At 63.1% G+C, this 25022-nt stretch carries 25 protein-coding genes; 11 read left to right on the forward strand and 14 right to left on the reverse strand.

The window, feature by feature from the left end:
- Window positions 1-175 precede the first annotated feature (175 nt).
- From NZU74_12465 to dnaX, 6 genes are all read right to left on the reverse strand, one after another.
- Window positions 176-1714 (reverse strand): N-6 DNA methylase, encoded by a 1539-nt coding sequence (locus NZU74_12465; protein MCS6882138.1) that lies wholly within the window; start codon window positions 1712-1714, stop codon window positions 176-178.
- Window positions 1701-2657: an AccI family restriction endonuclease gene (locus NZU74_12470; protein MCS6882139.1), complete on the reverse strand. Its 957-nt coding sequence runs from the start codon at window positions 2655-2657 to the stop codon at window positions 1701-1703. Before NZU74_12470 ends, NZU74_12465 begins: the two co-directional genes overlap by 14 nt.
- A gap of 186 nt (window positions 2658-2843) precedes the next feature.
- Window positions 2844-3206: a hypothetical protein gene (locus NZU74_12475; protein MCS6882140.1), complete on the reverse strand. Its 363-nt coding sequence runs from the start codon at window positions 3204-3206 to the stop codon at window positions 2844-2846.
- Window positions 3207-3227: 21 nt separating this feature from the next.
- Window positions 3228-3845, reverse strand: coding sequence for a recombination mediator RecR (gene recR / locus NZU74_12480; GenBank protein ID MCS6882141.1), 618 nt, complete (start codon window positions 3843-3845; stop codon window positions 3228-3230).
- A gap of 84 nt (window positions 3846-3929) precedes the next feature.
- Complete coding sequence (locus tag NZU74_12485) at window positions 3930-4241, reverse strand: YbaB/EbfC family nucleoid-associated protein (protein MCS6882142.1); 312 nt, start codon at window positions 4239-4241, stop codon at window positions 3930-3932.
- 234 nt (window positions 4242-4475) lie between these two features.
- Window positions 4476-6269 (reverse strand): DNA polymerase III subunit gamma/tau, encoded by a 1794-nt coding sequence (dnaX, locus tag NZU74_12490; GenBank protein MCS6882143.1) that lies wholly within the window; start codon window positions 6267-6269, stop codon window positions 4476-4478.
- Between the two features lie 280 nt (window positions 6270-6549).
- Here dnaX and NZU74_12495 point away from each other — a divergent pair, with 280 nt between their 5' ends.
- From NZU74_12495 to NZU74_12505, 3 genes are read left to right on the forward strand one after another with little or no spacing between them, the layout of a single operon-like run.
- Window positions 6550-6870, forward strand: a complete 321-nt coding sequence (locus NZU74_12495) for a hypothetical protein (protein MCS6882144.1) — start codon at window positions 6550-6552, stop codon at window positions 6868-6870.
- 18 nt (window positions 6871-6888) lie between these two features.
- Window positions 6889-7314 carry a DsbA family protein gene (locus tag NZU74_12500; GenBank protein MCS6882145.1) on the forward strand — a complete coding sequence of 142 codons (426 nt, stop codon included), beginning with the start codon at window positions 6889-6891 and terminating at the stop codon, window positions 7312-7314.
- 44 nt (window positions 7315-7358) lie between these two features.
- A complete protein-coding gene (locus tag NZU74_12505; GenBank protein MCS6882146.1) occupies window positions 7359-8051 on the forward strand; it encodes a hypothetical protein in 693 nt (230 codons plus the stop codon).
- A 254-nt stretch (window positions 8052-8305) separates the two neighbouring features.
- Here the strand turns inward: NZU74_12505 and NZU74_12510 are convergent, their stop codons facing one another.
- From NZU74_12510 to NZU74_12520, 3 genes are all read right to left on the reverse strand, one after another.
- Entirely contained in the window at window positions 8306-8962 is a 657-nt protein-coding gene (locus NZU74_12510; protein MCS6882147.1) for a response regulator transcription factor, read from the reverse strand.
- Window positions 8950-10236: a GAF domain-containing sensor histidine kinase gene (locus NZU74_12515; protein MCS6882148.1), complete on the reverse strand. Its 1287-nt coding sequence runs from the start codon at window positions 10234-10236 to the stop codon at window positions 8950-8952. The genes NZU74_12510 and NZU74_12515 overlap by 13 nt, the downstream gene beginning before the upstream one ends.
- A gap of 244 nt (window positions 10237-10480) precedes the next feature.
- On the reverse strand, window positions 10481-10918 hold the full coding sequence (locus tag NZU74_12520; protein MCS6882149.1) for a tetratricopeptide repeat protein: 438 nt from the start codon (window positions 10916-10918) through the stop codon (window positions 10481-10483).
- Window positions 10919-11323: 405 nt separating this feature from the next.
- Here NZU74_12520 and hppD point away from each other — a divergent pair, with 405 nt between their 5' ends.
- The 5 genes from hppD (at window position 11324) to NZU74_12545 (ending at window position 15601) form a co-directional block, all read left to right on the forward strand.
- Entirely contained in the window at window positions 11324-12424 is a 1101-nt protein-coding gene (hppD, locus tag NZU74_12525) for a 4-hydroxyphenylpyruvate dioxygenase (protein ID MCS6882150.1), read from the forward strand.
- A 66-nt stretch (window positions 12425-12490) separates the two neighbouring features.
- Complete coding sequence (locus NZU74_12530; GenBank protein MCS6882151.1) at window positions 12491-13516, forward strand: fumarylacetoacetate hydrolase family protein; 1026 nt, start codon at window positions 12491-12493, stop codon at window positions 13514-13516.
- A 191-nt stretch (window positions 13517-13707) separates the two neighbouring features.
- On the forward strand, window positions 13708-14508 hold the full coding sequence (locus NZU74_12535) for a class I SAM-dependent methyltransferase (protein ID MCS6882152.1): 801 nt from the start codon (window positions 13708-13710) through the stop codon (window positions 14506-14508).
- A complete protein-coding gene (locus NZU74_12540) occupies window positions 14508-15143 on the forward strand; it encodes a class I SAM-dependent methyltransferase (GenBank protein MCS6882153.1) in 636 nt (211 codons plus the stop codon). The genes NZU74_12535 and NZU74_12540 overlap by 1 nt, the downstream gene beginning before the upstream one ends.
- Window positions 15144-15217: 74 nt before the next feature.
- Complete coding sequence (locus NZU74_12545; protein ID MCS6882154.1) at window positions 15218-15601, forward strand: EamA family transporter; 384 nt, start codon at window positions 15218-15220, stop codon at window positions 15599-15601.
- 14 nt (window positions 15602-15615) lie between these two features.
- Here the strand turns inward: NZU74_12545 and NZU74_12550 are convergent, their stop codons facing one another.
- Entirely contained in the window at window positions 15616-15783 is a 168-nt protein-coding gene (locus NZU74_12550) for a hypothetical protein (protein MCS6882155.1), read from the reverse strand.
- A 21-nt stretch (window positions 15784-15804) separates the two neighbouring features.
- On the opposite strand from NZU74_12550, the gene NZU74_12555 reads away from it, so the two are divergent.
- A complete protein-coding gene (locus NZU74_12555; GenBank protein ID MCS6882156.1) occupies window positions 15805-17625 on the forward strand; it encodes a hypothetical protein in 1821 nt (606 codons plus the stop codon).
- Between the two features lie 97 nt (window positions 17626-17722).
- Here the strand turns inward: NZU74_12555 and NZU74_12560 are convergent, their stop codons facing one another.
- Together NZU74_12560 and NZU74_12565 are read right to left on the reverse strand one after the other, a co-directional pair.
- Window positions 17723-18124 carry a CBS domain-containing protein gene (locus NZU74_12560; protein MCS6882157.1) on the reverse strand — a complete coding sequence of 134 codons (402 nt, stop codon included), beginning with the start codon at window positions 18122-18124 and terminating at the stop codon, window positions 17723-17725.
- A 430-nt stretch (window positions 18125-18554) separates the two neighbouring features.
- Window positions 18555-19214 carry a phosphoribosyltransferase family protein gene (locus NZU74_12565; GenBank protein MCS6882158.1) on the reverse strand — a complete coding sequence of 220 codons (660 nt, stop codon included), beginning with the start codon at window positions 19212-19214 and terminating at the stop codon, window positions 18555-18557.
- 233 nt (window positions 19215-19447) lie between these two features.
- Here NZU74_12565 and NZU74_12570 point away from each other — a divergent pair, with 233 nt between their 5' ends.
- Complete coding sequence (locus tag NZU74_12570) at window positions 19448-20305, forward strand: deoxyribonuclease IV (protein ID MCS6882159.1); 858 nt, start codon at window positions 19448-19450, stop codon at window positions 20303-20305.
- 54 nt (window positions 20306-20359) lie between these two features.
- On the forward strand, window positions 20360-21310 hold the full coding sequence (locus tag NZU74_12575; GenBank protein ID MCS6882160.1) for a helix-hairpin-helix domain-containing protein: 951 nt from the start codon (window positions 20360-20362) through the stop codon (window positions 21308-21310).
- Window positions 21311-21486: 176 nt separating this feature from the next.
- Here the strand turns inward: NZU74_12575 and NZU74_12580 are convergent, their stop codons facing one another.
- Together NZU74_12580 and NZU74_12585 are read right to left on the reverse strand one after the other, a co-directional pair.
- Entirely contained in the window at window positions 21487-22629 is a 1143-nt protein-coding gene (locus NZU74_12580) for a hypothetical protein (protein ID MCS6882161.1), read from the reverse strand.
- A 122-nt stretch (window positions 22630-22751) separates the two neighbouring features.
- A complete protein-coding gene (locus tag NZU74_12585; GenBank protein MCS6882162.1) occupies window positions 22752-24929 on the reverse strand; it encodes an ATP-binding protein in 2178 nt (725 codons plus the stop codon).
- Window positions 24930-25022: the final 93 nt, after the last annotated feature.

Genomic DNA, 25022 nt, shown 5'->3' on the forward strand with positions numbered 1-25022 from the left:
GGAAACCAGGCTTCCCCACGTGTTTCAATGCAGCGCGGCGATGGCGCACTGCACCAGGAAGGGAAGATCTTCGGGGACCTGCAGTCCACGCCAGGGGCAAAGTGACAAAGTAGAGGTAAAGCCGTTTGTCGAGTTTGTTGAGACAGCGAAGGGCTTGTCATTCAACAAACAGAGTTCAAATCTTGTAACAGGATTCGCTTTCAAATAAGCGCATTTGCAGTTGCAATACTGAACGTTCAATCAGATATTCAGGGATCGGCAACTTTTCTAGAGCGCGCGGTTCGACTTTCACGGCGCCATCACCATACGACTTTCCGATCATTGCGAGATTGGCAACCACATCACTATGATTCAAAATCCGCCAAAGATGATCCATATACTCATCTGTATTTATTTTAGGATAGACGCACAGAAAGCTTGTCAGAGGGACAACCTTTGCCGTATTACGGATAAATCTCAAATTTCGACGTCCTAGATATGCAAATAAGAAAGGCGGAGGGATCCGTGACTCCATTTTATACCAGGGCTTCCGCTGAGAGATGAGCGGTTTTTGTGGCAATCCAAGAGCCTCGCCTTTTCGCAGATAATCCCTTAAACTGTCAGGATACTCCTCTAAGGACTCGGCATCCAGGGAAAGCAGATAGGTGGGTCTCCCTTTAGCTTCAAGTGAGTCCAAGGTTTCCTGAATAATTTCACTACCGGGCACATCTCTTGTGCGTCCAATCGCTCTTACGAAGTAATGAACCGGGATACGAGTACGTCGGACCTGTTCAGCGGTCATAAAAAAGAAATCATTAGCTCCAGTCGCGACTCCGCGGATTATCTGCGCGAAATCGCCAAGAACATACTTGCTTACACTCCCTGTTACTGGTGGTCGTGATAGACCTGTAGTCAAAGCCTCAGAAAGTTCGCGTTGAGTTACGCTCAAACCGTCGAAAGGCTGAATTGCAAACCCCGAACGAACCCACGTTTTCAGAATATCAGGCCGAGGCTCGTAGCACTTTGCCCAAAAACAACTTTTTTTAGGCGGCGCATTGCGAATAAAGAATACGATCGGATTCGTGTCCACACTTGGAAAAGGAGAAGCATCCGGAGAGAAGGTGAGAACGGCATCCAGAGCATAACTTGATAAAATCCAACGCCATAGATCATATGCAAATTTACCTTCGCAAGTGTCAGCAGGCATAATAAAAGCCAAACGACCGTCTTCATTAAGCAAAGTCAAAGCGCGAATCAAGAAATATACATGCAAACCGGCACGACCGTCCAAGATTTTACCCAGAGTTCTCAAACTCAACTGCTTAAGAGACTCTTTGGTTTCATTTGACAGGCGATGATGCCGAATGTAAGGAGGATTAGCCACTATAGCAGACAACTTCTCAAGGGGGGGATGAAAAATAAAATCACCAATCCTAACACCTCTAAGGTCATTATGACTTAATCCCTGCTCTATCGCCTGATGTAGCGCCATCGGATCAATATCCATTCCCATCAGGATGACAGATAATTGTTTTTCTTTTTCGATGGCTTTTGCCGCCCGAAAGAAGGCTCCTGCTCCCACAGCAGGATCAAACAATGTGCGGCTCTGGTCAGCGAGCACATATTCAACCATCGCTTCAGCAACCCAATCGGGCGTCCAGAACTGCCCTTTCTGGCGCAGCAATTCTCTAGCCGCACCTGACGAAGGAATTTTATAGTAGTTAATCTTTTGCATTCGCCAACTCCCTTAGAATATGCAGCGCTTCTTGGGTTAAAGACATTGCCCCACCCTCGAAGTGAATGTATGGCAATATATGACCGTTTTTATCTATGATATATTTGGCGATAAGATTTGGCTCATCATGAGCATCACTGACCTGATAACCATAGTGGTAATAAAATTTATAAATCATCTTTCTAGTTATTGCGCCTCCAGGAGCTTGAAAAGTCTGTTCTACCGGCTGGATATAACCTTCCTCTATTAATCTTTGACCTTCATCGAAAGCAATTCCAAATGCCATATCGTAGAACACATGCCAAATGTGAACAGGGACATTATTCGTATCTTGCCAGATCTGTAACTGTTTACGGTCCTCTTCTTTCAAGATAATCGTAGGCAGAACTGCATTCTTTCTCAAGCCTTTTTTACCGCCTAATCTTTTTTGCGGCTTCAAATCAGCTCCATAATCCGGCATGAGCTTCGCCTTCCAGAGGCTATTCTCGCATTCTACTGCAACAATAGCTTTCTGCAATAACATTTGCATATCCTTGCCGTCTTCCGTAGTAAAAGGCAACTCAGAAACGCCGCCAAGATGCTCAACCACTTTCTCGATGAATCGTTGGTCTGCTTTGTTGAAAACTAACAGGTCCGGGCGCTTTATTTCACCTAGTCCGGCCTTTTCTAAACGCTCAAAATAGAGTTCGAACTCCCTGACATCATTATCCGGCGCGGTCCCGCTGGGACCATATCGTATTGCAAAGAAATCATTGGTTTCATTGACTGCCTGAACGATACGTTCTTCACTCCATAAACCTTGTGACCACCGCATAAGAAAATCACTGCCTCGCAAGCGACGAGGATTGAGCAGAAAACTTGACCACTCGACAGAGGCATGTCCCTTGAGTTCAAACTCGATATCCTCAACGCATGCACTAAATATGTCATCAAAGAGGCGCATCCGGTGTAGATCTGGATCTGTCTCTCTGAGGAACAGTCGTTATTAAGGAGATCTTGAAAGCGGGCTGGCGCTGGGAACGCCGGCAGCAGCGTCTCACTGGTCCGAAGGCGACCAGTTCAAATCCGCACAGCGTTTGCGGCGCAAAGCAGCATAGCCTAAGCAAAGAATCCTGGATACGCCCTACAACTACAACTCCGCGCGCATGCGCTCAACCATCTGCTCCAGCACGCTGCGGGCGTGGGCCGCATCGGCGCCGGCGGGGAGGCCGAGGACGGCGAAGTAATCGGGAGTAATCAGCAGGGCCAGGAAGGTAAAGGCATCGGTTTCCAGAGTCAGCGCGCGCGCCAGACCGGCGCCCATGCGGCCCGAGGCAGAGGTGGCCAGCGCGGCCAGACTGGACAGTTCGATCTCCGCGAGTTCCAGATCGTAGGCCGCGGCCTCGTCCACAAAGACCATCTCAATGCCCAGCCCATCGGTGCCGACCACACCCGCGAACTTCGCCTGGTTTACCAGATCGAGGGTGTTATTGAGGATCGTCGTCAGGCTCATTGGGCGAAGCTCCTTCCAGCTCTACAACTCGCGGCGTCCTTCCAGCGCCGCTCCAAGGGTGTCAGGGTCGGCCCATTCCAGATCGCCGCCCGTTGGCAAGCCGCGGGAGAGGCGCGTCACACGCACTCCCAGCGGCGCCAGGTCACGCAGGAGCAAAAATGCGGTCGCTTCGCCCTCGGTGTTGGGATTGGTAGCCAGGATCACCTCGTCCACCGGTTCGGCGCGCACGCGGGCAAGCAACTCATCAATCTTGAGGTTCTCGCGGTAGACGCCTTCAAGAGGCGCCAGATGGCCGTGAAGCACGTGGTACAACCCGCGATACACGCCGGTGCGCTCGATGGCCAGCACATCAAGCGGCTCTTCCACCACGCAGATCTTGGTCTGATCACGGGCAGGATCGGCGCAGACAGGGCACAGTTCGCCGACAGTGATGTTGTAACACCGGGTACAGAGGGTGACACGCTCACGCAGATCGAGGAGGGCCTGCGCGAGGGCGCGCGCCTGTTCTTCCTCGGCGCGCAAGAGATAGAAGGTCAGCCTTGAGGCCGTCTTCGGTCCAATGCCCGGCAGCTTGCTGAACTCTTCGATGAGCCGCGCCACTGGCCCGGCAATCAGGCTTTCACTGCGCGAAAAGGTCATAACAGCAAAGGTTGCCGCTGGCAACCAGAAAACAACGCGCCAGGGCCTCGCAGGCGGTCTGGCGGCCCGGAGGGCGTCAGGACGTCAAAACAGACCGGGCATGCCTTTTATCCCGCCCATGAGCGGCCCCATACGCTGTTCGGCGAGATCCTGGGCCTTCTTCGTCGCGTCGTGGATGGCGGCCAGCAGCAGATCCTGCAACATCTCGACATCGTCGGGGTCCACCACTTCGGGAGAGATGGTAATACTCTGCACCTCGCGATGGCCATTCATCTGCACCGTAATGGCGCCTCCGCCGGCCGTTCCTTCAACCGTCGCGGCGGCCAGTTCCTCCTGGATCTTCTGCATCTGGCGCTGCATCTGCTGGGCCATCTGCTGTAGCTGGCGCGGGTTCATGGATGCTCCTTAGTTTGATGCGCGCGGCGCGCGCCCTTGCAAAGGGGGAATACTCGCTGCTAGCTTACCACACAGCCAGTGTTGGCGCAAAGGAAAGCTGCGCTTTCTCCAGGGCTAGTGCAAAATCCGCCTCCACCGGGGGATGGGAGCGGCTGCGCCGCCTGATGCCGCCAGAACCAGCAAAAAACCCCCATACCTACATCCAAAATCCGAAATCCAAAATCCAAAATCGCCTTACTCCGGCGGTTCAATATCCACAATATGGGCCTCGAAGATATTCATCGCCGCACGGACGAGTTCGTCTTTGCGCGCTTCGCGGATCTGGCTGCGCAGATCGCGCGACTCGGCGCGGGCCTCGATAGTGCAGCGCAGCGCCACCGTGACGCCCAGGCGCCGCTGGATGACCTCCTCGACGATGCGGCGGTTCTGCGCCTTCTCCAGATTCTCCTTGTGGAAGGGCGAGGCGGCCAGCAGCACCACCGTGTTGCCCTCCACATCAATCGGGCGCACGCTGTGGAGCAGCGCCTGCACCGTCGGGCTGCGGGGCCGCACATCGCGCTTGATCTCCTCCCAGTGGGCCTCCACCAGTTCGAGCAGCGAGAAGTCGGCGTTGGCGGCCGCCGCCGCCTCGGGCGAACGGGCCACCGGCGCGGCGGGAACGGGACGACTTATCCGATCATCAGAGCTGGCCGGGGCGGCCTCTGCTGCCAAGGCAGGCTCGGAGCCGCCCGGCGGCGACGAGAAGCTCATCGGCGGCGCAGCCTCCTCTGGAGGGGGCGCCGGGGCGGTCGGAAGCGTCGTAGGTGAAGAGTCCAGACGAGGAGCGGGGGCCTCGGTCTGGACCGGAGCGGGGGCGCGGCGCGCGGGTGCGGCGGCCTGGCTCGGCGGGACCCGCGCGCCGGAGGCTTCAGGACGCCGCGCGGGGGCGAGGGGCTGCGCGGGCTGCTCCAGCAGCGCCTCGACAACCGCCAGTTCGAGCGGCAACTGGCCGTAGGGCGTGGCGCGCAACTGGTGATCCAGGGCGCTGAACAGCTTCACCCAGTGCAGCAGGCGCCCGGTCTCGGCTCGTCGCGCCCAGGCCGTCATCATCTCACGCTCATCATCGCCGATATCGGCGAGCGCATGGTCGCCGGCGGCCAGCAGCAGCAGCAGCGAGCGCAGGCGCTCCACCAGGTCGCGGGTGAACTGGCGTAGATCGGCGCCCTGATCGGCTACGGCGTTAACCGCCCGCAGCGCCGCCGCCGCGTCGCCATCGAGGAGCGCCTCGATCAGCGCGGCCACCTCGGCGGACGAGGTCATTCCCAGCAGGCTCTGCACCTGGGCCACACTGATGCGGCCGCTGGTATAGGAGGCCAGTTGTTCCAGCACCCCCAGAGCATCGCGCAGGCTGCCTGTGGCGGCGCGGGCGATGGCCTCCGCCGCCCCCGGCTCCAGTTCCAACCCTTCGGACGCGGCGACACGGCGCAGGTGCGCGGCAGTGCTGGCGACGCCGTGGCGCGTAAAGGTGAAACGCTGGCAGCGCGACAGAATGGTGGCCGGAACCTTGTGCACCTCGGTGGTCGCCAGGACGAAGATGGCGTGCTCGGGAGGCTCTTCCAGGGTCTTGAGCAGGGCGTTGAAGGCGGCGGTGGAAAGCATGTGCGCCTCGTCAATGATGTAGACGCGGTAGCGCCCGCGGGTTGGCCGCGTCATCACGCCGCTGATCAGGGTGCGGGCATCCTCGACGCTGGTATTCGAGGCGGCGTCCATTTCGATCACATCCACCGCGCGGCCCTCGGCAATCTCCAGGCACATCTCACACTGGCCGCAGGGCCGGGCTGCACGTTCGGCGGCCAGACAATTCACCGCCTTGGCCAGCAGGCGGGCCACACTCGTCTTGCCTACTCCCCGCGGCCCGGTGAACAGGTAGGCATGGGCCACGCGCTCCTCGACAATGGCATTGCGCAGCGTCCGCACCACATGCTCCTGGCCGACGAGTTCGGCGAACGTCTGGGAGCGCCATTTGCGATACAGAGACAGTGAAGCCATGCCTCGACCTCCAGTACCCGATTTTGCCATTATACCTGACAGAACACCTGGTCGCAAAGACGGTGTCCGGGGGATAGCGTTCGCATCTCCCGGACACGTTCGCACCGCCGAGGGCGCGGAGGGTGCAGGGAGCCTCAAAAAGCTCATTCTTCACGTCTTCTGCGCGCTCTGCGGCAGATCTAAACACATACAGTCGGGGAGGCGGCGCACAACGCTTAACCGCTCGCCTTCTGCCTTGTAGTGGTTGCGCACATGTGGTACAGTGGTCGAGGCGTCTATCATGGGACGGGGGACTCTCTTGACGCGGCGTTACGCAATCGCCGGTATTGTCGCGACAATGTTCATCTGGCTGGCCGCCTGCGGCGGCCAGGCGGTCCGCGACCCGACAGCCCCGGCGCCGCCGATGGTCGCAGCGACTACTACGCCTCTGCCCACAGCCTCACCGTCGCGTGCGGCATCTACTGTGACGCCCGGCGCGCCGGTCAGCGCACCTGATGAGGTCTACCCCGGCGTACCTCGCTCGCGCACTGCCGAGGGCTACCATCAACTCGGCGATCCCGAATCGCCGGTCGCCCTCGTGATGTATTCCGACTTTCTCTGAACGGCCTGCGCGCTCCACGTGCTGGAGACCGAGCCACGCATCGTTGATGAGTATGTACAACCTGGCAAGGCGCGTCTGATCTATCGCCATTTGCTGCAACTGGGCGAGCGCTCCGAACTCCTGGCGGAAGCCGCCGAGTGCGCTGCCGACCAGGGGCGCTTCTGGGATATGCGTCAGGCCATCTATCGGCGCTACAATCAACTGTATACCGAGACGCAGGCCGGCGTCGCCGCCGCCGCCGTGGAAGCCGGCGTTGACGTAGAGGCATTACGGGCCTGTCTCGCCGCCGGAACTCACGAGGCCGCCGTTCGGGCCGATTATGAGGCTGCCGTGTCCGAGGGCATCCGCTCCCGTCCGGTCTTTGTCATCGGTGAGCGGCGCATCGTCGGGGCGCAGCCGTTCAACGTCTTTCAGGAACTGCTTGACCGCGCTTCCGGCGCCTGACGGAATACGTTCCGCGTGCGTCGGACGCGAAGCCTTCTAAGCCTATGCCACATCGTAGCATCGCCCTGCCGCTCAGTCTGGTGGTTGTGTTCACAGGGTTAACCCTGGCCCTGCTTGTCGGCGCACTGCCCGCAACAGCACCTGTCTCAATCGCTCAGAATACGAATTGCCCGTATCCCGGGGCGAGCACCTGCGTTGAAAACCAGCAAGACACCTCCTATCCTGCCCAGACGCAGACCGCCCAGGTCCAGCAGACGCAGACCGTCCAGCCTCAGGCAACGCCTACGGCCACGAGCACCTTCACCGCCACTCCGACCGGCACCGCGCAGACCCCGACAACCCGCCCGCAGACACCAACGCTTACCGCTACTGCGGCTCCTACGCGCACGCGCCCTCCGGCCCCGACCGGCCCCACGCCGACCCCGACCAGCCCCCTGCCCCCAGGGGTCGAGGTCCTGACGTGCATTCCCGGCGAAACCATCACGCTGGCAGGCTCGGGGCCGCCCAGCACCGCGCTGCTGGTCTACTTCAACGGGCGACCCGTGGGTGGCGGCTTTAGCCGGGCCGACGGGAGCTTCAGCATTGACCTGGTGATCGGCGCCGAGCGGCCGGGGCAGTACCTGGTGGAGGTGCGCAAGCGCGACGATCGCGAGCGCGTGAGCCAGTGGGGCTGCGAGGTGCCCGGCGCGACGCCTACACCGACCCTGGTCGGGCCGTCGCCTACCGGGAGCGGCTAACTCTCCAACACAGCACGTTCCCTGACCAAAAGCAGCCGGAGGGTCGGCGCCGTTGCCGACCCTCCGGCTTTGCTTCAAAGGATAACCGCTGATCACTGAAAAAGCAATACGTAGCTGTACTGAACGGCAACCTGTAGGTTTGCGGAGGCTCCTGGTCTGGGAAGAGAACGACAAGCCTTACCGGCGAGCCTGGAGGGTGCGCGCACCAATCCTCAGCATCACATGGCGCGACCTCGCGGGAACGCCACGGCGCGTCACCCGTCCAGGGTGACAATCCCGCGCCGCACGGCATAGCGAATCAGATCCAGAGGGGTATGTAGACCCAGTTTGCGCATCATGCTCGCCCGGTGGGTATCCACCGTCCGCACGCCGATCATCAGATGCTCGGCGATTTCGGCGCTGGTAAGGCCCTGGGCCGCCAGGTAGAGGATCTCGCGCTCACGGGCGGTAAGAGTCTCGTAGAGATCCAGGTTGGTCTCCGCAGTCTGGCTGGCGTAGGCGTCAATCGCGCGGTCGGAGAGCGGCGGGCTCAGGTAGCGGCGTCCCTGGGCCGCCTGCTGGATGGCGTAGAGGAACTCCGTCGAGAGCGTTTCTTTGAGCACGTAGGCAGTAACGCCGGCGCGCAGGGCCTCGCGCACATACGACTCATCGGCGTGCATGGAGAGGATGACAATCCGGGTGTTGGGGGAAACGACCCGGGTCTGGCGCGCCACCTCCAGGCCGCTCAACCCTGGCATAATCAGGTCGGCGATCAGCAGGTCGGGCTGGAGCCGCTCAACCATGGCCAGCGCTTCGGGACCATTGCCGGCCTCGCCAACCACTGTACAATTCATCTCGTTCTCCAGCAAGACCCGCAGGCCGCTGCGTACAACATGGTGATCGTCGGCCAGTACGATCGTCAGTGGTCGCATCGGTCGCTTTCCTTCCAGGCCGGCAACGGCAGTTCGGCAAGAATGCGCGTTCCGGCATTCGGGGCCGTTTCGATGGTCAGCGTGCCTCCAGCCAGCCGCACACGTTCGGCCATACCCGCCAGGCCGAGCGAGTCGCTGGCAGAGAGTTCATTGATCTCGAACCCGCGGCCCTCGTCCACCACCTGCACCGCCAGCATATCATCGGTGGCCCAGACCTGGGCGCGGGCATGGTCCACCCCGGCGTGACGCGCCACATTGGTCAGAGCCTCCTGCAACACACGGTAGGCCGTATTGGCCACTGACTGCGGAATGGGCCGGTCGAGACCGGCGTGCTGCAACTGCACCTGGATTCCTGTCTGGTCGGTGTACCGTCGCGTGAACCAGAACAGGGCGGGGAGCAGGCCGAGATCATCGAGCATAGCCGGGCGGAGATTCAAGGAGAGGGCGCGCACCTGGGCGGTCAACTGGTTCACCTGGCGCTGCGCCTGGACCATGCGTTCGCGCAGCGTCTCAGGACTAGTGCGGGGGCCAACTGTCAGGGCCAGGCTCAGGCCGGTAAGCATCTGGCCAATCTCGTCGTGCAACTCGCGAGCCAGGTGCGCCCGTTCGGCTTCCTGCACCTCCACCAGGCGTTCGGAGAGGGCCTGGAGGCGCGCCTGGCCAGCCTGCACCTGGGCGAAGAGTCGCGCGTTCTGGAGAGCAATGGCCGCGGGAATGGCGAGCAATTCCGCCGTGTTGACGTGCTCGGGAGTAAAGAAGGCCGGAACCGTCTTATCGGCGCAGAAGAACCCGATCACCTCCTTACCGGCGACCAGGGGCACGGCAAACCAGTTGCGAACATGTTCAAGACCGGGCCGCGTGCGCCAACTGGCCGTGCGCGCCGTGTCAAGCACGACAAAACTGCGCCGGCGGGCGATTAACTGTTGGAAGAGCGGATCCTCTACCGGATTAATGCTCAATCCTTCCACCAGCGCCGGATCGGTGAACGCCTCGTATCCGCGGGTGGCGCGAACGCGCAGCATCTCATCGCTCTCCAGCAGCATAACACAGGCGCTGTCGTAAGGCACGAGCTGGGCCATGTGCGCCAGGAGGGTCGTCGTGACGACCTGCGGATCGAGGCTGCGGGAGAGGGCGATATGCGACGCATGGAGCACCTCGGCCACCTGGCGCGCGCGCCGTTCGGCGGCCAGGGCCTGGCGCAAAGCCTCGACCGATGCCGCTCCGCTGGCTAGAGATGATATGGGGGCAGATGAAGTATCCGATGACACAGGCATACCCTTCAGCGCAGGGGGTTATCTGTGACTCTACCTCACAGTATACGCAGTCCGGGCGCGCCTGTACAGGTAGTCGGAGCCGTTGGACCCCAGACGACAGGCAGAGGGTATGGGGCGTGCACGGTTGCCCGGGACTCTCCAACCGGCACGTTCACACCAGGCGCCGATCCGGGTTCGCCGCACAACAAAAAGCGAGGGTCTGGGAGGAGCGGACCTCCCAGCCCCTCGCGTCCAGGGCCTGCGTTCAGGCTCCCGCCAATCGCCGCAGATTGGCCCGCGCCGCCGCCGCTGCGTCACGGCGCCCGATGACGTTATAAACGTTGATTGCAGCAATGATCATGCTGCGGGCCGTTTCAAAGTCGCCCCGGCAGGCCGCGACCAGGCCCAGATTGTGCAGCGACGACGCCACACCAACGTCCAGTCGCAGGGCGCGGCACTCGCTGAGAACGGCGCTGTGCAGTTCGTAACTCTCCTCCAGATCACCGCGCGCAAACGCCAGACCAGCGAGCAGTTGCATTGCGCCGAGACGCCCGGCGGCACAGCCGATCTTTTCGGCAACTTCAAATGCTCGCTCCAGATGCGCCTTCGCGGCGCTCAGCGCGCCTTCGAGCCACAACTGCGCGCCTTCGTTGAGGAGCAACGCCACCATAGCGGGCATACCCATGCTGAACTGGTTATCCACGGGACCCTCCGCGGCTCGGAAGATTGTCTGATTATTAAGGAGCGTTAGTGGGGCAAGGGCTTACACTTTCCCGTTGCGGCAAATCATTCGTAATCACGAAGATTACCAGATCTCACAGCTATGACGTATTGGCAATCACCAGGGCGGCGCAGAGCAGATACGGCCCGGCGGGCCGTCTCTGCATGGCCCGGCGGCTTTGACACCCCCATCAACGCTCGGTATGATACCCTGGGACAGAGAGCGCCGCCCTTCCGTCCCGATGGCGCTGGCACAAACGTCGCTCGTATCGCGACTCCAGCGAGTCTGGTCACCCGTCATGCGGGGAGGGTCTGGAAGGGAGCAGCCTGCAGGAGCTTTCCGTTCGAGAAGTCGCCGGATACGCTACGATAATTAAGGACACAACTCATGCACTCCGCGCAGGACGCGCTTGACTTTCTGGGGATAGATTATGTCGAACTGTACGTCAGCAACGCGCGCCAGGCCGCGCACTTCTACCGCACCACCCTCGGTCTTGTCCCGGTGGCCTATGCCGGCCTCGAAACCGGCCTGCGCGACCGGGCCAGCTACGTGCTGCAACGCCGCGATGTGCGCTTCGTGCTTACCGCGCCGCTGCTGCCTGATCACCCTATCGGCGCCTACCTGGCCCGTCACGGAGACGGGGTCAAAGACATCGCGCTGCGCGTGCGCAATGCTGCCGCGGCCTATGCCGCCGCGCTGCGTAACGGCGCCATCGGCGTTCAGGCGCCGACCAGCTTCGAGGATGCTGGCGGGCGGGTAGTCAAAGCCACCATCGCCGCCTACGGCGATACCGTTCATAGTTTTATTGAACGTGAGGGCTATGAAGGGCTGTTCATGCCGGGTTTCCGGCGCATCGAGCGCCAGGAGCCTGTGCCCGACACCGGCATCTTCGCCATTGACCATATTGTTGGCAATGTTGAAGCCGGGGCGATGGATCGCTGGGTGGCCTTCTACCGCGACGTGCTTGGCTTCAAGCAACTGGTGCACTTCGACGATCGCGACATCGCCACCGAATACTCCGCGCTCATGTCCAAGGTGATGCAGAACGGCAGCGGCAAGATCAAGTTTCCGATCAACGAACCGGCCGAAGGTCGCAAGAAAAGCCAGATTGCCGAATATCTCGAGTACCACGGCGGCCCCGGAGTGCAACACATCGCCCTGGCAACCAGCGACATCTGCGCCACGGTGGACGCGCTCCGCGCCGCAGGCATCTCCTTTCTCACCGTTCCAGCGGCTTACTACGACGACCTCGAACGCCGCGTGGGCGCGATTGATGAGAGCCGCCGGGCTCTCCAGGAGCGGAATATTCTGGTTGACCGCGACGACGAGGGCTACCTGCTCCAGATCTTCAGCCAGCCAGTGCAGGACCGGCCGACGCTCTTTATCGAGATCATCCAGCGAAAAGGCAGCCGTGGATTTGGCAAAGGCAACTTCAAGGCGCTCTTCGAGGCCATCGAGCGTGAACAGGCCCGGCGAGGGAACCTCTAAGCCTGTATCCACCTGGAGGGCCTGGTGGTGCAAGTCTGAGGATTGCACCATTACAGAAGGACTGCTATGCGACTGGTTTCCTTCGTTCCACCCGATGGCGCGCCGCGCGCCGGCGCCCTCCTTGGCGATACGGTGGTTGACCTGGCGGTCGCCGCCCCCCTGGTGATCGAGGAGGCCGAGGGCCTGCGCTGGGATATGGCCAGTCTTCTCCGCGCCGACCAGAACGAGGTCAACCTCGAGAGCGCCGCTGACATTCTGGCCGCCGTGACACACCTGCTCGGCGGCCAGACGGCAACCTCAGAGGAAGACTGGCACGGCGTAGAGTCCGCTGGCCTGGCCGGCAGCCTCTCGATCGGCGGGGCGGCCTTGCTGCTGCCAGTCAGCCAGGTGCGCCTCCTGGCGCCGCTGACTCGCCCGACCAGCCTGCGGGTCTACGAGAGCTTCGAGGAGCACGCCATCGCCGTGCGAACCATTCGCGGCGCCGGTCTGCCCGACACGTGGTACCGCGGCCCGATGTTTGCATTCGCCAACCACGGCGCCATTTTTGGCCCCGATGAGGCGGTGCCGATGCCTCGGGGCGCGATGCTTGATTATGGCCTCGGCCTGGCCTGCGTCATCGGCCGGCAGGCGCGTGACCTGCTCCCCGAAGAGGCCCTGACGGTGATTGCCGGCTATACCCTGGCGAATACCTGGGTGGACCGCGACGCTGAAGAGAATGAACGCGCCCTTGGCCTCGGCCCCGCCAAGTCGCGCGATTTTGCCACCTCGCTCGGCCCCTGGCTCGTCACCCCCGATGAACTTGAACTGTATGCCGACGACGATGGGCGCCTGAACCTGGTGCTGATCGGGCGCGTCAATGGCATCGAACGCTGCCGCGCGGCGAGCGGGAACCAGTTCTACAGTTTCGCCCAACTGATCGCCCACGCCAGCCGTGGTGTGACCCTCTTTCCCGGCGATGTGATCGCCAGCGGCCCCGTCGGCGGCGGTACGCTCCTGGAGAGCGGCGGCGGCTATGGCCCCTGGCTGGAACCCGACGATGTAGTGGAACTGGAGGCCACCGCCCTCGGGGTGCTTCGCAATGTGATCGCCTGAGGGCCGCGAGTTGCGCTGGTACGCCCTATCTGGTATAGTCGCACTAACCTGCCCTCACCGGTGCGAGGGCCTGCAAGGACAGAGTCCTCTCAGAAAACATCCCGGAGGAGCGCGGAGAGCTATAACCTCCGCATCTCCCCCCAGCCGGCACGCCAACGGCTGCACAGCGCAATCGTGTCTACACTCGAACAATGGAAACGAGCGAATACACAACCCTGGCCTCGGTCGAGTTGCGCCACTGGTGGCACCGGGGAATGCGCGCTATCAGTGCGGTCCTGCTTGACCCGCACTACACCAGGTGGCCCGGTCTGCGCCTCCTTGATGCTGGCTGCGGCGCCGGCGGCGACGGGTTGTTTCTCGAACGTTACGGCCAGGTGATCGGCATAGACTACAGTCCCGAAGCGACGGCCTGGGCCAGTCAGCGCATGCCCGGGCGCGTCGGGCGAGCGTCGGTGCTGGCCCTCCCATTTGCAGACGACAGCTTTGATCTGGTTACCTGCTACGATGTGCTCTACCACCAGGGCGTGCCTGACGAGGCCATGGCGCTGCGTGAGTTCCGGCGCGTGCTGCGTCCCGGCGCCCGGCTGCTGCTGCGCCTGCCGGCATACAACTGGCTGCGCTCGCGTCACGACCGGCAGGTGCACACGCGCCGCCGCTACACTGCCAGCGAGGTGCGTGCCATGCTCACCGACGCTGGCTTTGCGGTCGAGCGCTGCACCTACGGGCTAACCCTGCTCTTTCCCCTCTCGCTGGCCACGCGGCTGCTCGAGCGCTTTACTCCCGACCGGGGCGATGCATCGGCCATGGCCCTGCCCGCCGCGCCGATCAATGAGGCGCTTCATAGTATTATGGCCCTCGAAGCCGCCTGGATTGCCGCTGGCAGGAACTTCCCGTTTGGCCTTTCGGTGATCGTCCTGGCCCGAAACGCCAAGCCCTTCACTCCGCGCCCGAAGGCTGTCGCATCACACCCCCAGCCTGTGGAGGTGCCCTGATGTCCCTCGGCGCGCCAGCGACCCTCTTGCAGGAAGCTCTCGACCGCCTCAGCGCCAGCCCGCGGATGTGGGACGCGCTGCGCTGGACGGTGGAAGCTGGCTTTGAGGGCGAACGCCTGGTGATCGCCCGCGAACTGCGCCCCTGGCACGGCGACCGGCGCCGTTTTCTCGATCTAGGTTGCGGCACCGGCATCTTCGCCACGGAGTTTCCGCCCGGGCGCTATATCGGAGTTGATATCGCGCCCGGCTACCTTCGCTTCGCCGCCCGGCGGCGTCCGGGCAGCTATGTCGTCAGCGCGGGCGAGGCCCTGGCATTCGCCGACGCCAGCTTCGATGCGGCGCTGGTGCTCGGCGTGCTTCACCATCTGCCCGACGCCACCGCTCGCGCCGCGATGGATGAACTGGCGCGCGTCCTGCGCCCTGGCGCGATCGCTCTGGTGATGGAAGACACCCCGCCCCCCGAGGGCGAGAACCTCGCCGGTCACCTTATGCACGCCCTTGATCGGGGCGAGCATATCCGCTCGGAGGCCGAATATCGGGTCGTCTTCGGCCCGCGCTTCGCCATCGAACGGGCCTATCCGATGCGGAGCGGTATCTGTGATTATGCCGTTTTCGTTCTCGAACGCACGCCATGATCAGCAATCAGTCGCGCCAGTCTGTCAAACCGTTGCTCCCAGGCGCACAACGCGCACCAGTAAAAAGGTCGGCCATGCTTCCCGTTATCGCCATGCTGCTCACCGCCAGCACCCTGACCGTCGTCGGCGAGGTGCTGCTCAAACTGGGGATGAACGCCGTCAGCGCCCGCGTCGGCCACTTCTCGTTCAATCCCGGCGTACTCTGGGCCACCTTCACCGACTGGCGCGTCCTCATGGGCTTCGCGCTGGTCTTTGGCGGCGCGCTCTTCTGGCTCGGGGTGATCTCCCGCGTCAATCTCTCGTTCGCCTACCCACTGCTGGCGCTGAACTATGTGATCATTCTCATTCCCTCACGCCTGTTCCTCAACGAGACGATCACCCCCTACAAGCTGATCGGCGCGGTGATCGTGGTGATCGGGGTGGTGATTATTACCTGGGGCGCGGCGAGCCAGCACTGATCGCGCCTCGACGGTCATTCTCCGCGCGGGGCCTGTGGGCGGAACTCCTGGCGCTGCTGGGCTGCGCCCTCGCCCTGTGGCTGCTGGCCTACCAGGCCCCCTTCGACCACACGCTGTTCGTCGGCGGCGAGCCGGCCCTGCAGCGCCGCGAGGACGATGCGCCCTTCCTGCGCGGCGCCCATGGCTCCGAACCGCCCGAGCGCGTGCTCACCTCCGACGATCCGCGCGGCTACATCTGGTGGTGGGAGGCGCTGGAACGCACCGGCGGCCGGCCCTACCGCTGGATGCGCCCGGAGGCGGCGATCGTGCTTCCCGGCGCCGGCGGCGGCCTGCACGTGGTCTCCCTGCTTGCCGCGGGCAGCCCGGTCGGCACCGAAACGGTCTGGGAGACCGGCCTGGGGACGCCGTACACCCTCACCCTCCCGCCCGGCGAACCGCGACGCTACCACCTGCTGGCCCGCTCCGCTCGCACTGGCGATCTGCGCATCAATATGCGCTCAACGTCCTTCGTCCCCCCCGGCGATCCGCGCGAATTAAGCTTCATCCTCTACGAAGCGCGCCAGCGTAGCGCGAACGGCCCGCCCCGCGCTCCGGCCTGGCCAGTACTGGCCTGGCTGACTCTGAGTCTGACGGTGATCTTTATCCTCGCCCGCGACCTCGGCGCGGGCCGACGCGGCGCACTGGCGCTCGCTGGCGGGGCCGCGCTGGTCGCCGCCTGGCTCCTGGCCTTTCACCGCCTGGCCCTCACGGTCGTTGCGCCACACCTGGGCATACTGGCGCTCAGTTGCGCCGCTCTGGCTGTCCTGGCTCTGCTGCTGACCAAACCCGGCGCCGGAGCGGCAGCGCGTCCTGTCATCGGCCTGATGGTCCTTGCCTTCGCCCTGCGCATGGGAGGCATGCTGCATCCCCAGGCCCTCTTCAGCGACCTGGGGTTGCATGCCAACAATCTGTTCAAGGTCACGCTGGGAATGGTCTTTTTTACCACCGGCCTGCCCGGCGATGCCGGCGGCGGGCAGCAGCCCTACCCGCCAGGGACGTACCTGCTGCTGCTGCCGGGCCAACTGGTGGCCGCCAGCGACGCGACGCGCCGGCTGCTGGTGCAGGGGGGCGCGGCCCTGCTCGACGTGCTGAGCATTAGTCTGATCTGGGCGCTGCTGGGCCGGGCAGGATTTAGCAGGCGCGCGCGGCTGCTGGGCGCGGCCCTTTATCTGCTGCCGACGCCCGCGCTGGAGTCGTTTTCTATCGGTGAATACGCCAACCTTGGCGGCCAGGCCCTGGCGCTCCCGCTCCTCGCCATGCTCGGCCTGGGGCTGGCAGGAGCACAACCGTCGGCGGAGCGGCCACTGCAAGGGCGCGCGCGCACCATGGCCGCGCTGACGGTCGCAGTGGGGCTGGGGTTGCTGGGCCATTCCGGAGTGACGCTCTCGGTGGGCGCGCTCATTGCCGCCGCCTGGCTCTTCGCCTGGGCCGACCGGTTGAGGGGCCGGACCCCCGCCATCGCGCTGGCGAAACTGACGCTTGCCAGCGCCATCGGCCTGGGAGCGGCGATCCTGTTCTTTTACAGCGCGCCGATTTTCGTTGAAGCCATAGCCGAACGTGAGAGCGGCGGCGGCGGCGCGCCCCTGCCGCAGGTGCTGTGGGACACGCTGGCGGCCCTGGCGGGCCTGGCGCCGCCGCAGGGCGCGCGGGTGCGCCTGCCGCCGCTGATCGGCCCGCTGGCCGTGGCCGGGCTGGCGCTACTATTGCTGCGCCGCGACCCGCAGGCCGCGCCGCTCCGCGTGCTCCTTGCCGCCTGGTGGGCCGGCGTGGCCCTGAGCCTGGGTCTGCTAATCGTGGCAGGCCAGGGGGTGCGCTGGGCCATCTTTCTCTACCCGGCGCTGTGCGTTTCCGCCGGCCTCCTACTGGACAGGCTGGGCCGGCGCGGCCGGGGAGGCCAGGCCGTGGCCCTGGCAACCCTGATCCTCGTTCTGGCTGTGGGCATGGGCGCCTGGATCGTGCAGATCCGCGACTACATTCACACCTGAGGCGGCCACAAACGCGAGGGCGTGGGAGGGCTTTGCCTTCCCACGCCCCTGTTCAGCCTGCAGAAACGCCCGACCCCCCACCGTCGGCGTTACACCCTCAACTCCGCGCAATGTCGCGCACTACATCGGTTACCGACAGCACGCCGATCGGCTTGACCCCCTCGCCAGCATCTTCCACCACGACCACGCGATGGATGCGCCGCTCCATCATGAGACGGCTCGCGTCCTGCACGGTATCATTCGGGCGCACCGAAACCACATCCGTCACCATGATGTGTCCGGCGGTCAGACCGCGCCAGTGCTTCCAGTACTGCTCGTAGAGGCGCGCATTCACCAGATCCGTGCGAGAGATCAGCCCGATCATGTTGCCTTCATCGTTGACCACAACGAGCGCGCTCACATCTTGCTCCGACATCTGTCGCGCCACATCCTGGATCGGGGTCTCGCGACGACACGTCAACACGCCGTGATGCATGACCTCACCCACAAGACGTTCCATATGCGCTGTCCTTTCGAGGCGTGACTATCCATTTGTGACACAGGGTACATACGAGTATAATCCTTCTGACACGCTGCGTCAACTACTCGTGCGGGTAGGACAGGTGGGGAGGGTGAGGCTATCCTCCCTACCCGTTTGCATATGAGGCAGCGGGGCAATGGAGGAAGGGCGTCCAACTACGCCCCCCAACGGTTCTCAGGTGCAGGGTTTTCCGGAACCTCCTCGCGTCACATTCGTCATCAGGGGCATTGGGACGCCCAGATCCTCCCTCTCTACCTACGGTGGAGAGAGGGGCAGGGGGGTGAGGATCAGAAGCGCATTGGAATGCCGAAAACCCCTTCTCGCTCGAAAAACCCTACACCTGAGGCCCCCCAACGGGGAGAAGCTGGGAGGGGGGCGGAAAGGCCAGGAAAATTACTTTACGGACTGTTCAGGAGTAATCCCCGGTCAGCAGAGCGCGCGCCAGAGTGAGGGCCACGACCTGACGGCTGCCCGCGGCGCGGAGCGCCGCTGCGCAGGCGCCCAGGGTCGCGCCGGTAGTCAGTACATCATCAACCAGGATGACATGGAGTGGCGGCGGCGCCGGCGCGTGCCAGGCAAAAGCGCCAGCTACGTTCGACTGACGCTCGCGTCGCCCCAGACGCGCCTGGTGTCCGGTATCACGCTGACGCACCAGGCCGCCAGCAAGCAGAGGAACGTCCCAGCGGCGCGCCAGGTGGCGCGCCAGCTCCGCGCTCTGATTGAAGCCGCGCTCCGCCAGGCGCCGAGGGTGCAACGGCACGGGGATCAGTGCGTCACCGTGCGGACGCTCGTTGATGGTGGCCGCAAGGGCGTCTGCCAGCGCCCGCGCCACGCGCCGTTGCCGCCGGTACTTGAGGGCATGCACCGCCTGGCGCACACTTCCCTCGTAGCGCCAGGCTACCACGACGGCGTCCAGGCCAGGAGGAGGCGGTTGTTCTTCGCATGCCGGGCGCGCCGCCGCGCGACAGGCGGCGCAGAGCAAGGCGCCGGTATGCCCACAACCTGCGCAGCGATCGGGAAAGATGAAGCCCAGCGCGCGCTCCAACCAGTCAACCAGCAGCGCCGCCATCGCGAGACCTCCTGAAGTGAACGAAAGCGGTCGGCGGGGCAGCAGGAATGCCAGTAGCTCCGCAAAGGGAGGGCGCGTGCGTCCCTCGCAGGCATCCTCTTCTTCATTCCAATGTTGGGGCGCGCCGCCCCGGAGCGCCCCGCCATGTATACCGCCGATGCCAGCGCGCAGGTGCGTTGTTGCGAACGTGCTATAATGTTCGACGGTAATCTGTTGGTCATTGGCGCATTGTTATGCCTTTCGGCGCGCATATGTCCATCGCCGGCGGGGTTGCCCGGGCCTTTGCCCGCGGGCGACAGGTAGGCTGCGAGACGATGCAGATCTTTTGCAAGAACGAGCGCCAGTGGGAGGCTCGACCGCTTACGGAGGAGGAGATTGCCGCCTTCCACGCCGAGCGGGCCTGCAGCGGGATCGACCCGGTGTTCGTCCATGCAAGCTACCTCATCAACCTGGCAAGCCCGGATCCGGCGCGCTGGGAGCGCTCGATTGCGGCCTGCGCGGATGAACTGGAACGCTGCGCCCGGTTGGACGTTCCTTATCTGGTGCTGCATCCTGGTTCGCACCTGGGGAGCGGGGAAGAAACGGGACTGGCCCGCGTGGCTGCGGCTCTTAACCGGCTCTTCGCCAGCGGGGCCGGCGCTGCTACCGTGGTGTTGCTGGAGACAACCGCCGGCCAGGGAACGGCGCTCGGGCGCCGCTTTGAGCACCTGGCGCGGCTCCTGCACATGTCGGAGCACGAGCAGCGACTGGGAATCTGTGTGGATACGTGCCACATCTTCGCTGCCGGCTACGATATTCGCTCACACGAAACCTATGCCGAGACCTTTGCCACCCTTGACCGGCTTATCGGCCTCGACCAGGTGAAGTGTTTTCATCTCAACGATTCGCAACGCGAGCTGGGCAGCCAGGTTGATCGGCACACCCACATCGGTCAGGGACAGATTGGCCTGGAAGCCTTTCGCTTGCTGGTGAACGACCCGCGCTTTCGCGACACGCCGATGATCCTCGAAACGCCCAAAGGCGAAGATATGGCTGAAGATGTGGCAAACCTGACCCTCTTACGCTCCTTGATCGTCCCGCTGGCTGCCTAGTGCCGTGACCAGAACCGGAACCGTTGCACTCGCTTGTTGTCAGGAGATAGCGCTATGGCACGCGTACGTCGGTTGCTCTTGATCGGCGCCCTCGCCGGCATCGCCTACCTGGTCTGGCGCTGGCAGCGTACACGGACGGAACATGCGCCCCCCGCAGGGCTTCCAGGCAGCCCGCAGGCCGGCAGCCGCCTGGCCTCGCCCTCGCCAACGCTGCCTTCTGAACAGCCCCCCTCCGGCGGTGCTCCTGCACCGACCAGCGGACCGCGTCCGGTCCCCACCCGGGTGCATCGGGGACCGCCTCCGGCGCCTGGCGCAAAATCACCGCGCGTTACTCAGAGCGTCCCCGAAGCGGCGCCACCGCCAGCAGAAGAAACGCCCGGGCCGGCTGAGATAAGCGCCAGCATCACGCCGCCACCAGTTGAACGCCCGGCCGAAACCGCAGCCACAGTCGCTGAGATCTCTGCCCAGGCCACCGAGACGCCCGTCGAAGAACCGGCCGGGGCTGCCGAGGCCTCCATCGAAGAACTCCGGCGCCCGGTGGAAATCACTCCTGAAGACCTGGCCACGGCAATTTCCACCGATGAACAGGCTTCAACCGCCGCGCAGGCGACCAAAGAAGCGGCCACGGAGGCGCCTGCGGAAGAAGCGGAAGCGAGAGTTGAGACGCCAGCCGAAGCAGCGCTGGCAGCGGCAGAGGCTGCGATGGAAGCCGCGGTGGAAGTGGAAAGCCTGGTTGCCCGCGAAGTAGCGGGCACAACGGCGACGGCCCCGGTTGAAGCCCTGGTCGAGGAAGCGCCGCCAGCGGAGAGCTTCAGCCTGGTAAACATAAACACCGCCGACTATGAAAGCCTGGTAGCTCTGCCAGGCATCGGCCCGGCCCTGGCCCAGCGGATTATCGCCTACCGTGAAGAGCACGGCCCGTTTACCAGCGTGGAACAACTCCAGGAAGTTCAGGGCATCGGCCCCAGGAACCTCGACGAGTTTCGTCACCTGATTACTGTATAGAGCACTGACCGGAACTATTATCCGCTGAGAACCCCAGGCTGTGTGGCTCACTGCGCGCGCGCCGCCATCGTTGCAGGTCAATCGTTTCGAGAAATGCCATCGTGAAGGCGGCGCCAGCAGACTAAAAAAAGGGTGTGGGAAGACTGCGTCCTCCCACACCCTTTGCGATCCTTTTGTTATCGGGCAGTCAACCCTTCGTCGTCGAACTGATGGGGAGCAGGGCTGCGCGGCCCGCTCAACCGCCAGATCAAATTGCCCAGCGCCGGACCAAAACGGTTGATAAAGCGCTGGCGATCGCGGCCCTGGTTGTAGATCTGGAGCGCCAGTTCACGCAACTCGGTCTCGTCGAAGCCCGCGCTGATCGCCTCCTCCTGGGCAACATCAAAGCGCACATCGTCGAGGCCAAAGGTTGCCGCAACGTCTACCAGATAGGGTATAGACTCATAAGGCGGCACGAGTGTCACATCGCCGCGGCTAAAGATACCGTGCTGGCGAGCCTGAGCCACCACCTGCCGCACCTGCCCGCGGGCAGCGGTTGACTCAAATACCTGAGCGGCGTCGATCTGGAAACGCAGGGCCTCACAGCCAGCCCGGGCCATCAGCGTCACCAGATCTGCGTCCAGGCGCCGGGGCTGGGCGATTGCCTCCCACCTGATCCCCAGAGCCGCCTCATCGAGCCGTGTAAGCCATTCCTCCAGCCACGCCCGATCGCTGGTAATCGGCACTTCCGGGATCAGGAAATGGCGAACGCCAAACTCCATGGCTACGCTCCGCAATTCGGCGATAACCTGGGTTGGAGCGCGGAGAATCGTCTCTTCCCTTTCGGCATCACTGGCCCCGATTAAAATAGTCGTCTGCAATTCGCCGCCAACCGCCCGCAACGGATAGCGTTCGAGCGAGAGCAAGTGGCGCGCCGGAAACGGCAACTGATCCAGACCCGAAAGTGCGCCCAGGGTCATAGCGGGCTCGGAGCGGATCTGCGCCAGAATCCGACGGAGCACGCCAGGACAGACCCGCGCAGCATCCAGTCCAGAGCGGCTCATCGACGCGGACACCACCGTGGCGAAGGCATCTGCCCGAAGGATATCGGCAACCGCAGCGAGGAGATCAACGTTCTCCCCGGCGACGACGACGACCTGCGGGCGAAACGAGCGCAGCAACGGCAGCACTGCCGCCAGCGACGCCTCAGGTTCCAGCGCCAGATCATAGATGCGCACGATATGACGCCGCTGTTCGAGCAGCGTAGCCAGGTAGGCCAGGGTCAGAGGCGGGAGCGCTTTCTTCCCCGGACTGGGAAGCGCGATAAGTGCTATGTTCACGCGCGAACCTCACAAGGACAGGGTAGAGGCGCTTTACTGAATACTATACCACGCTTGCCGGCCATTGTTGTTAAATCGTTAATGACTATCTCGCAATCGGAGATGACAATCTTCTTCCCCAATCAGGCCGCCGACTCACCAATAATCTGTTCGCGGCGCACCAGCGGCAGCGCAAATGTAAAGCGACTCCCTTTGCCGACCTCGCTTTCGACCCAGATCCGTCCGCCGTGCCCTTCAACGATCTGCTGGCAGATCGACAACCCCAGCCCCAGATGCGCGCCATGCCGGGAATTGCTGTTCTCGACGCGATAGAAGCGATTAAAGATCTTCTCCTGCTGGTCGGGAGGAATGCCCACTCCGGTGTCAATCACATGCACCCAGACCTCGCTGCCCTGCACTTCACCCGTGATAGTAATGGAACCGCCAGCGGGCGTAGCCTTCATCGCATTCTCGACCAGATTGGTGATGACCTGACCGATCCGCTCGCTATCAATCAGCATTTCAGGCAGATCGTCAGGCGCCTCGGCGCGGATGTTCAGCCCGAACTGTTCGGCCTGCACTTGAAAGCGAGCGCCGGTGGTCAGGATCAGGTCGGTCAGATTCGCCCATTGTGGTTGGAGTCGCAGGCGTCCCGCCTCGAGCCGGTTGAACTCGAGCAGTTCGGTAATCCGTCCCTTCAGCGCATTCGCCTGTTCATCGGCCAGCCCGAGGAACTCGCGTTGGAGCTCATTCAGCGGGCCAGCCTTTTCTTGCAGCACCACTTTCAAGAAGCCATTTAACGTATTCAGCGGGTTCCGCAATTCGTGCGAGACCATCGAGATAAACTCGATCCGCTGCCGCTCCTGGAGTTTCTGATTGGTGATGTCGTGGATGGCAAAGGCCACCAGACTATCGCCGGCGTCGGCGACGCGCACCAGGGAAGCGTAGATCTGATAGTACCGTTCTTCGTCGTCCTGCCCGACCCGCACTTCCTGGCTCACCAGACCGCTGGCCCGCTGACGCACCTCGTCGTTAAGGTGATCGAGCGCTTCGCGGAGGGCGCCGCCGTGGGCGTCGCTGTAGTGGAGGGCCTGATAGGCGGCGGGATTGCCCAGCACCAGGGCGCCCTGTGCATTGACAACAATCAGGCCATCGCCAATATCGCGCAACACTGCTTCGAGCATCAGACGCTGACGGGCCAGCTCGGTATGCAACTGGGCATTGTGAATCGCGACGCTGGCCTGGATACTGAACGAGGTAAGATGGCGCGACTCAGTGGCGGTGAAGACATGGGGCTGCGTACTCACCACCGTCAACGCGCCGAGCACCTGATTATCAGCATCAATCAGCGGCACGCTCAGCGCCGCCCTGGCCCCGGCGCGGTGCAGATCGCGCCATTCGGCGTCCTGAAGCGCATCACCGACGATAACTGGAGCGTGCATATCCACGACGCGCCGCGCGAGTTGCTCGGGCCAGCCGGGCAAGAGCTGCCCCTCGCCCCCCAGGGTGCGATGGGTGCAACCCTCGGCCTGGAGCATGGTGAGCGCCGCGGCGCTGACCCGATTCGGCCCGAGCATCTGCATAAGGCTATCGAGGATCTGCTGCAGCACATCATCGAGGCTCAACGAGCCGGTAATGGCCCGCAGGCTCTCTTCGAGCGCCTGCTGGCGCCTGATGCGCACGCGCAGGTCGTTGTTGACGCTCTCCAGCTCCGCTACCCGCTCGACGTGTTCGGCGCGCGCGATCTCCAGACGCTCGCTGAGGCGGCGCGCGGTCCAGAGTCGGTATTCGGCCAGGCTCAGCAACAGGGTGACGAAAAACGCGCTGCCGCCAACCAGACCGATGAATGCCAGGGCGTGTTCGGTAGAAATCGGGGTCGTCCGCTCGCGGGCGTAGAGGACGGCGAGGAAGAGCACGCCGAGCATCGCCGGCACGCTCATTGTCCAGAGCGCGTAGCGGCGATAGCGCAGCGCCTTCAGCACCATGACGGCATAGATGGGAAAGATGCCGAGGGTCAGCGGCCCGGCGTAGACGAGCAGATAGCCCGCCAGCACGGCGTCGGTGATGGTGGAGGCAAGGATCAGCAGGAGGATGCGCTGTTTGCGGCCGCGGCCCAGATCCGCGTTCACGGCGAGCAGCAACGCGAGGTTGATCAGCGCGTACACTATCAGGCCGAAGGTGGTCACCCTCCCGATGGGCATACGAACGAACCACCACGCCAGCGCCAGCACGGGCAGTGGCAACAATACGCGCAACCCATTGCGTATGCTGGTTCGCAGCCACGGTTCGGCGCGCTCAAAGAGCCTATCGGCTGAGGACATCGCCTATCCGTCCCCCCGGCGGGGCCTCAGGTCAGGCCCGCGCTTCACAGATCCCGCGTCCAGCAGGCAACAAGACGCAGGGCAACGCGCTTC

Source organism: Chloroflexaceae bacterium (assembly GCA_025057155.1).
Taxonomy (GTDB): domain Bacteria; phylum Chloroflexota; class Chloroflexia; order Chloroflexales; family Chloroflexaceae; genus JACAEO01.

Bases quoted from the DNA above. Each gene is read 5' to 3' on its own strand.
- NZU74_12465 (MCS6882138.1), bottom strand. From the start codon at position 1,714: ATGCAAAAGATTAACTACTATAAAATTCCTTCGTCAGGTGCGGCTAGA.
- NZU74_12470 (MCS6882139.1), bottom strand. From the start codon at position 2,657: ATGCGCCTCTTTGATGACATATTTAGTGCATGCGTTGAGGATATCGAG.
- NZU74_12475 (MCS6882140.1), bottom strand. From the start codon at position 3,206: ATGAGCCTGACGACGATCCTCAATAACACCCTCGATCTGGTAAACCAG.
- recR (MCS6882141.1), bottom strand. From the start codon at position 3,845: ATGACCTTTTCGCGCAGTGAAAGCCTGATTGCCGGGCCAGTGGCGCGG.
- NZU74_12485 (MCS6882142.1), bottom strand. From the start codon at position 4,241: ATGAACCCGCGCCAGCTACAGCAGATGGCCCAGCAGATGCAGCGCCAG.
- dnaX (MCS6882143.1), bottom strand. From the start codon at position 6,269: ATGGCTTCACTGTCTCTGTATCGCAAATGGCGCTCCCAGACGTTCGCC.
- NZU74_12495 (MCS6882144.1), top strand. From the start codon at position 6,550: ATGGGACGGGGGACTCTCTTGACGCGGCGTTACGCAATCGCCGGTATT.
- NZU74_12505 (MCS6882146.1), top strand. From the start codon at position 7,359: ATGCCACATCGTAGCATCGCCCTGCCGCTCAGTCTGGTGGTTGTGTTC.
- NZU74_12510 (MCS6882147.1), bottom strand. From the start codon at position 8,962: ATGCGACCACTGACGATCGTACTGGCCGACGATCACCATGTTGTACGC.
- NZU74_12515 (MCS6882148.1), bottom strand. From the start codon at position 10,236: ATGCCTGTGTCATCGGATACTTCATCTGCCCCCATATCATCTCTAGCC.
- hppD (MCS6882150.1), top strand. From the start codon at position 11,324: ATGCACTCCGCGCAGGACGCGCTTGACTTTCTGGGGATAGATTATGTC.
- NZU74_12530 (MCS6882151.1), top strand. From the start codon at position 12,491: ATGCGACTGGTTTCCTTCGTTCCACCCGATGGCGCGCCGCGCGCCGGC.
- NZU74_12535 (MCS6882152.1), top strand. From the start codon at position 13,708: ATGGAAACGAGCGAATACACAACCCTGGCCTCGGTCGAGTTGCGCCAC.
- NZU74_12540 (MCS6882153.1), top strand. From the start codon at position 14,508: ATGTCCCTCGGCGCGCCAGCGACCCTCTTGCAGGAAGCTCTCGACCGC.
- NZU74_12545 (MCS6882154.1), top strand. From the start codon at position 15,218: ATGCTTCCCGTTATCGCCATGCTGCTCACCGCCAGCACCCTGACCGTC.
- NZU74_12550 (MCS6882155.1), bottom strand. From the start codon at position 15,783: ATGGGCGCCGCGCAGGAAGGGCGCATCGTCCTCGCGGCGCTGCAGGGC.
- NZU74_12560 (MCS6882157.1), bottom strand. From the start codon at position 18,124: ATGGAACGTCTTGTGGGTGAGGTCATGCATCACGGCGTGTTGACGTGT.
- NZU74_12565 (MCS6882158.1), bottom strand. From the start codon at position 19,214: ATGGCGGCGCTGCTGGTTGACTGGTTGGAGCGCGCGCTGGGCTTCATC.
- NZU74_12570 (MCS6882159.1), top strand. From the start codon at position 19,448: ATGCCTTTCGGCGCGCATATGTCCATCGCCGGCGGGGTTGCCCGGGCC.
- NZU74_12575 (MCS6882160.1), top strand. From the start codon at position 20,360: ATGGCACGCGTACGTCGGTTGCTCTTGATCGGCGCCCTCGCCGGCATC.
- NZU74_12585 (MCS6882162.1), bottom strand. From the start codon at position 24,929: ATGTCCTCAGCCGATAGGCTCTTTGAGCGCGCCGAACCGTGGCTGCGA.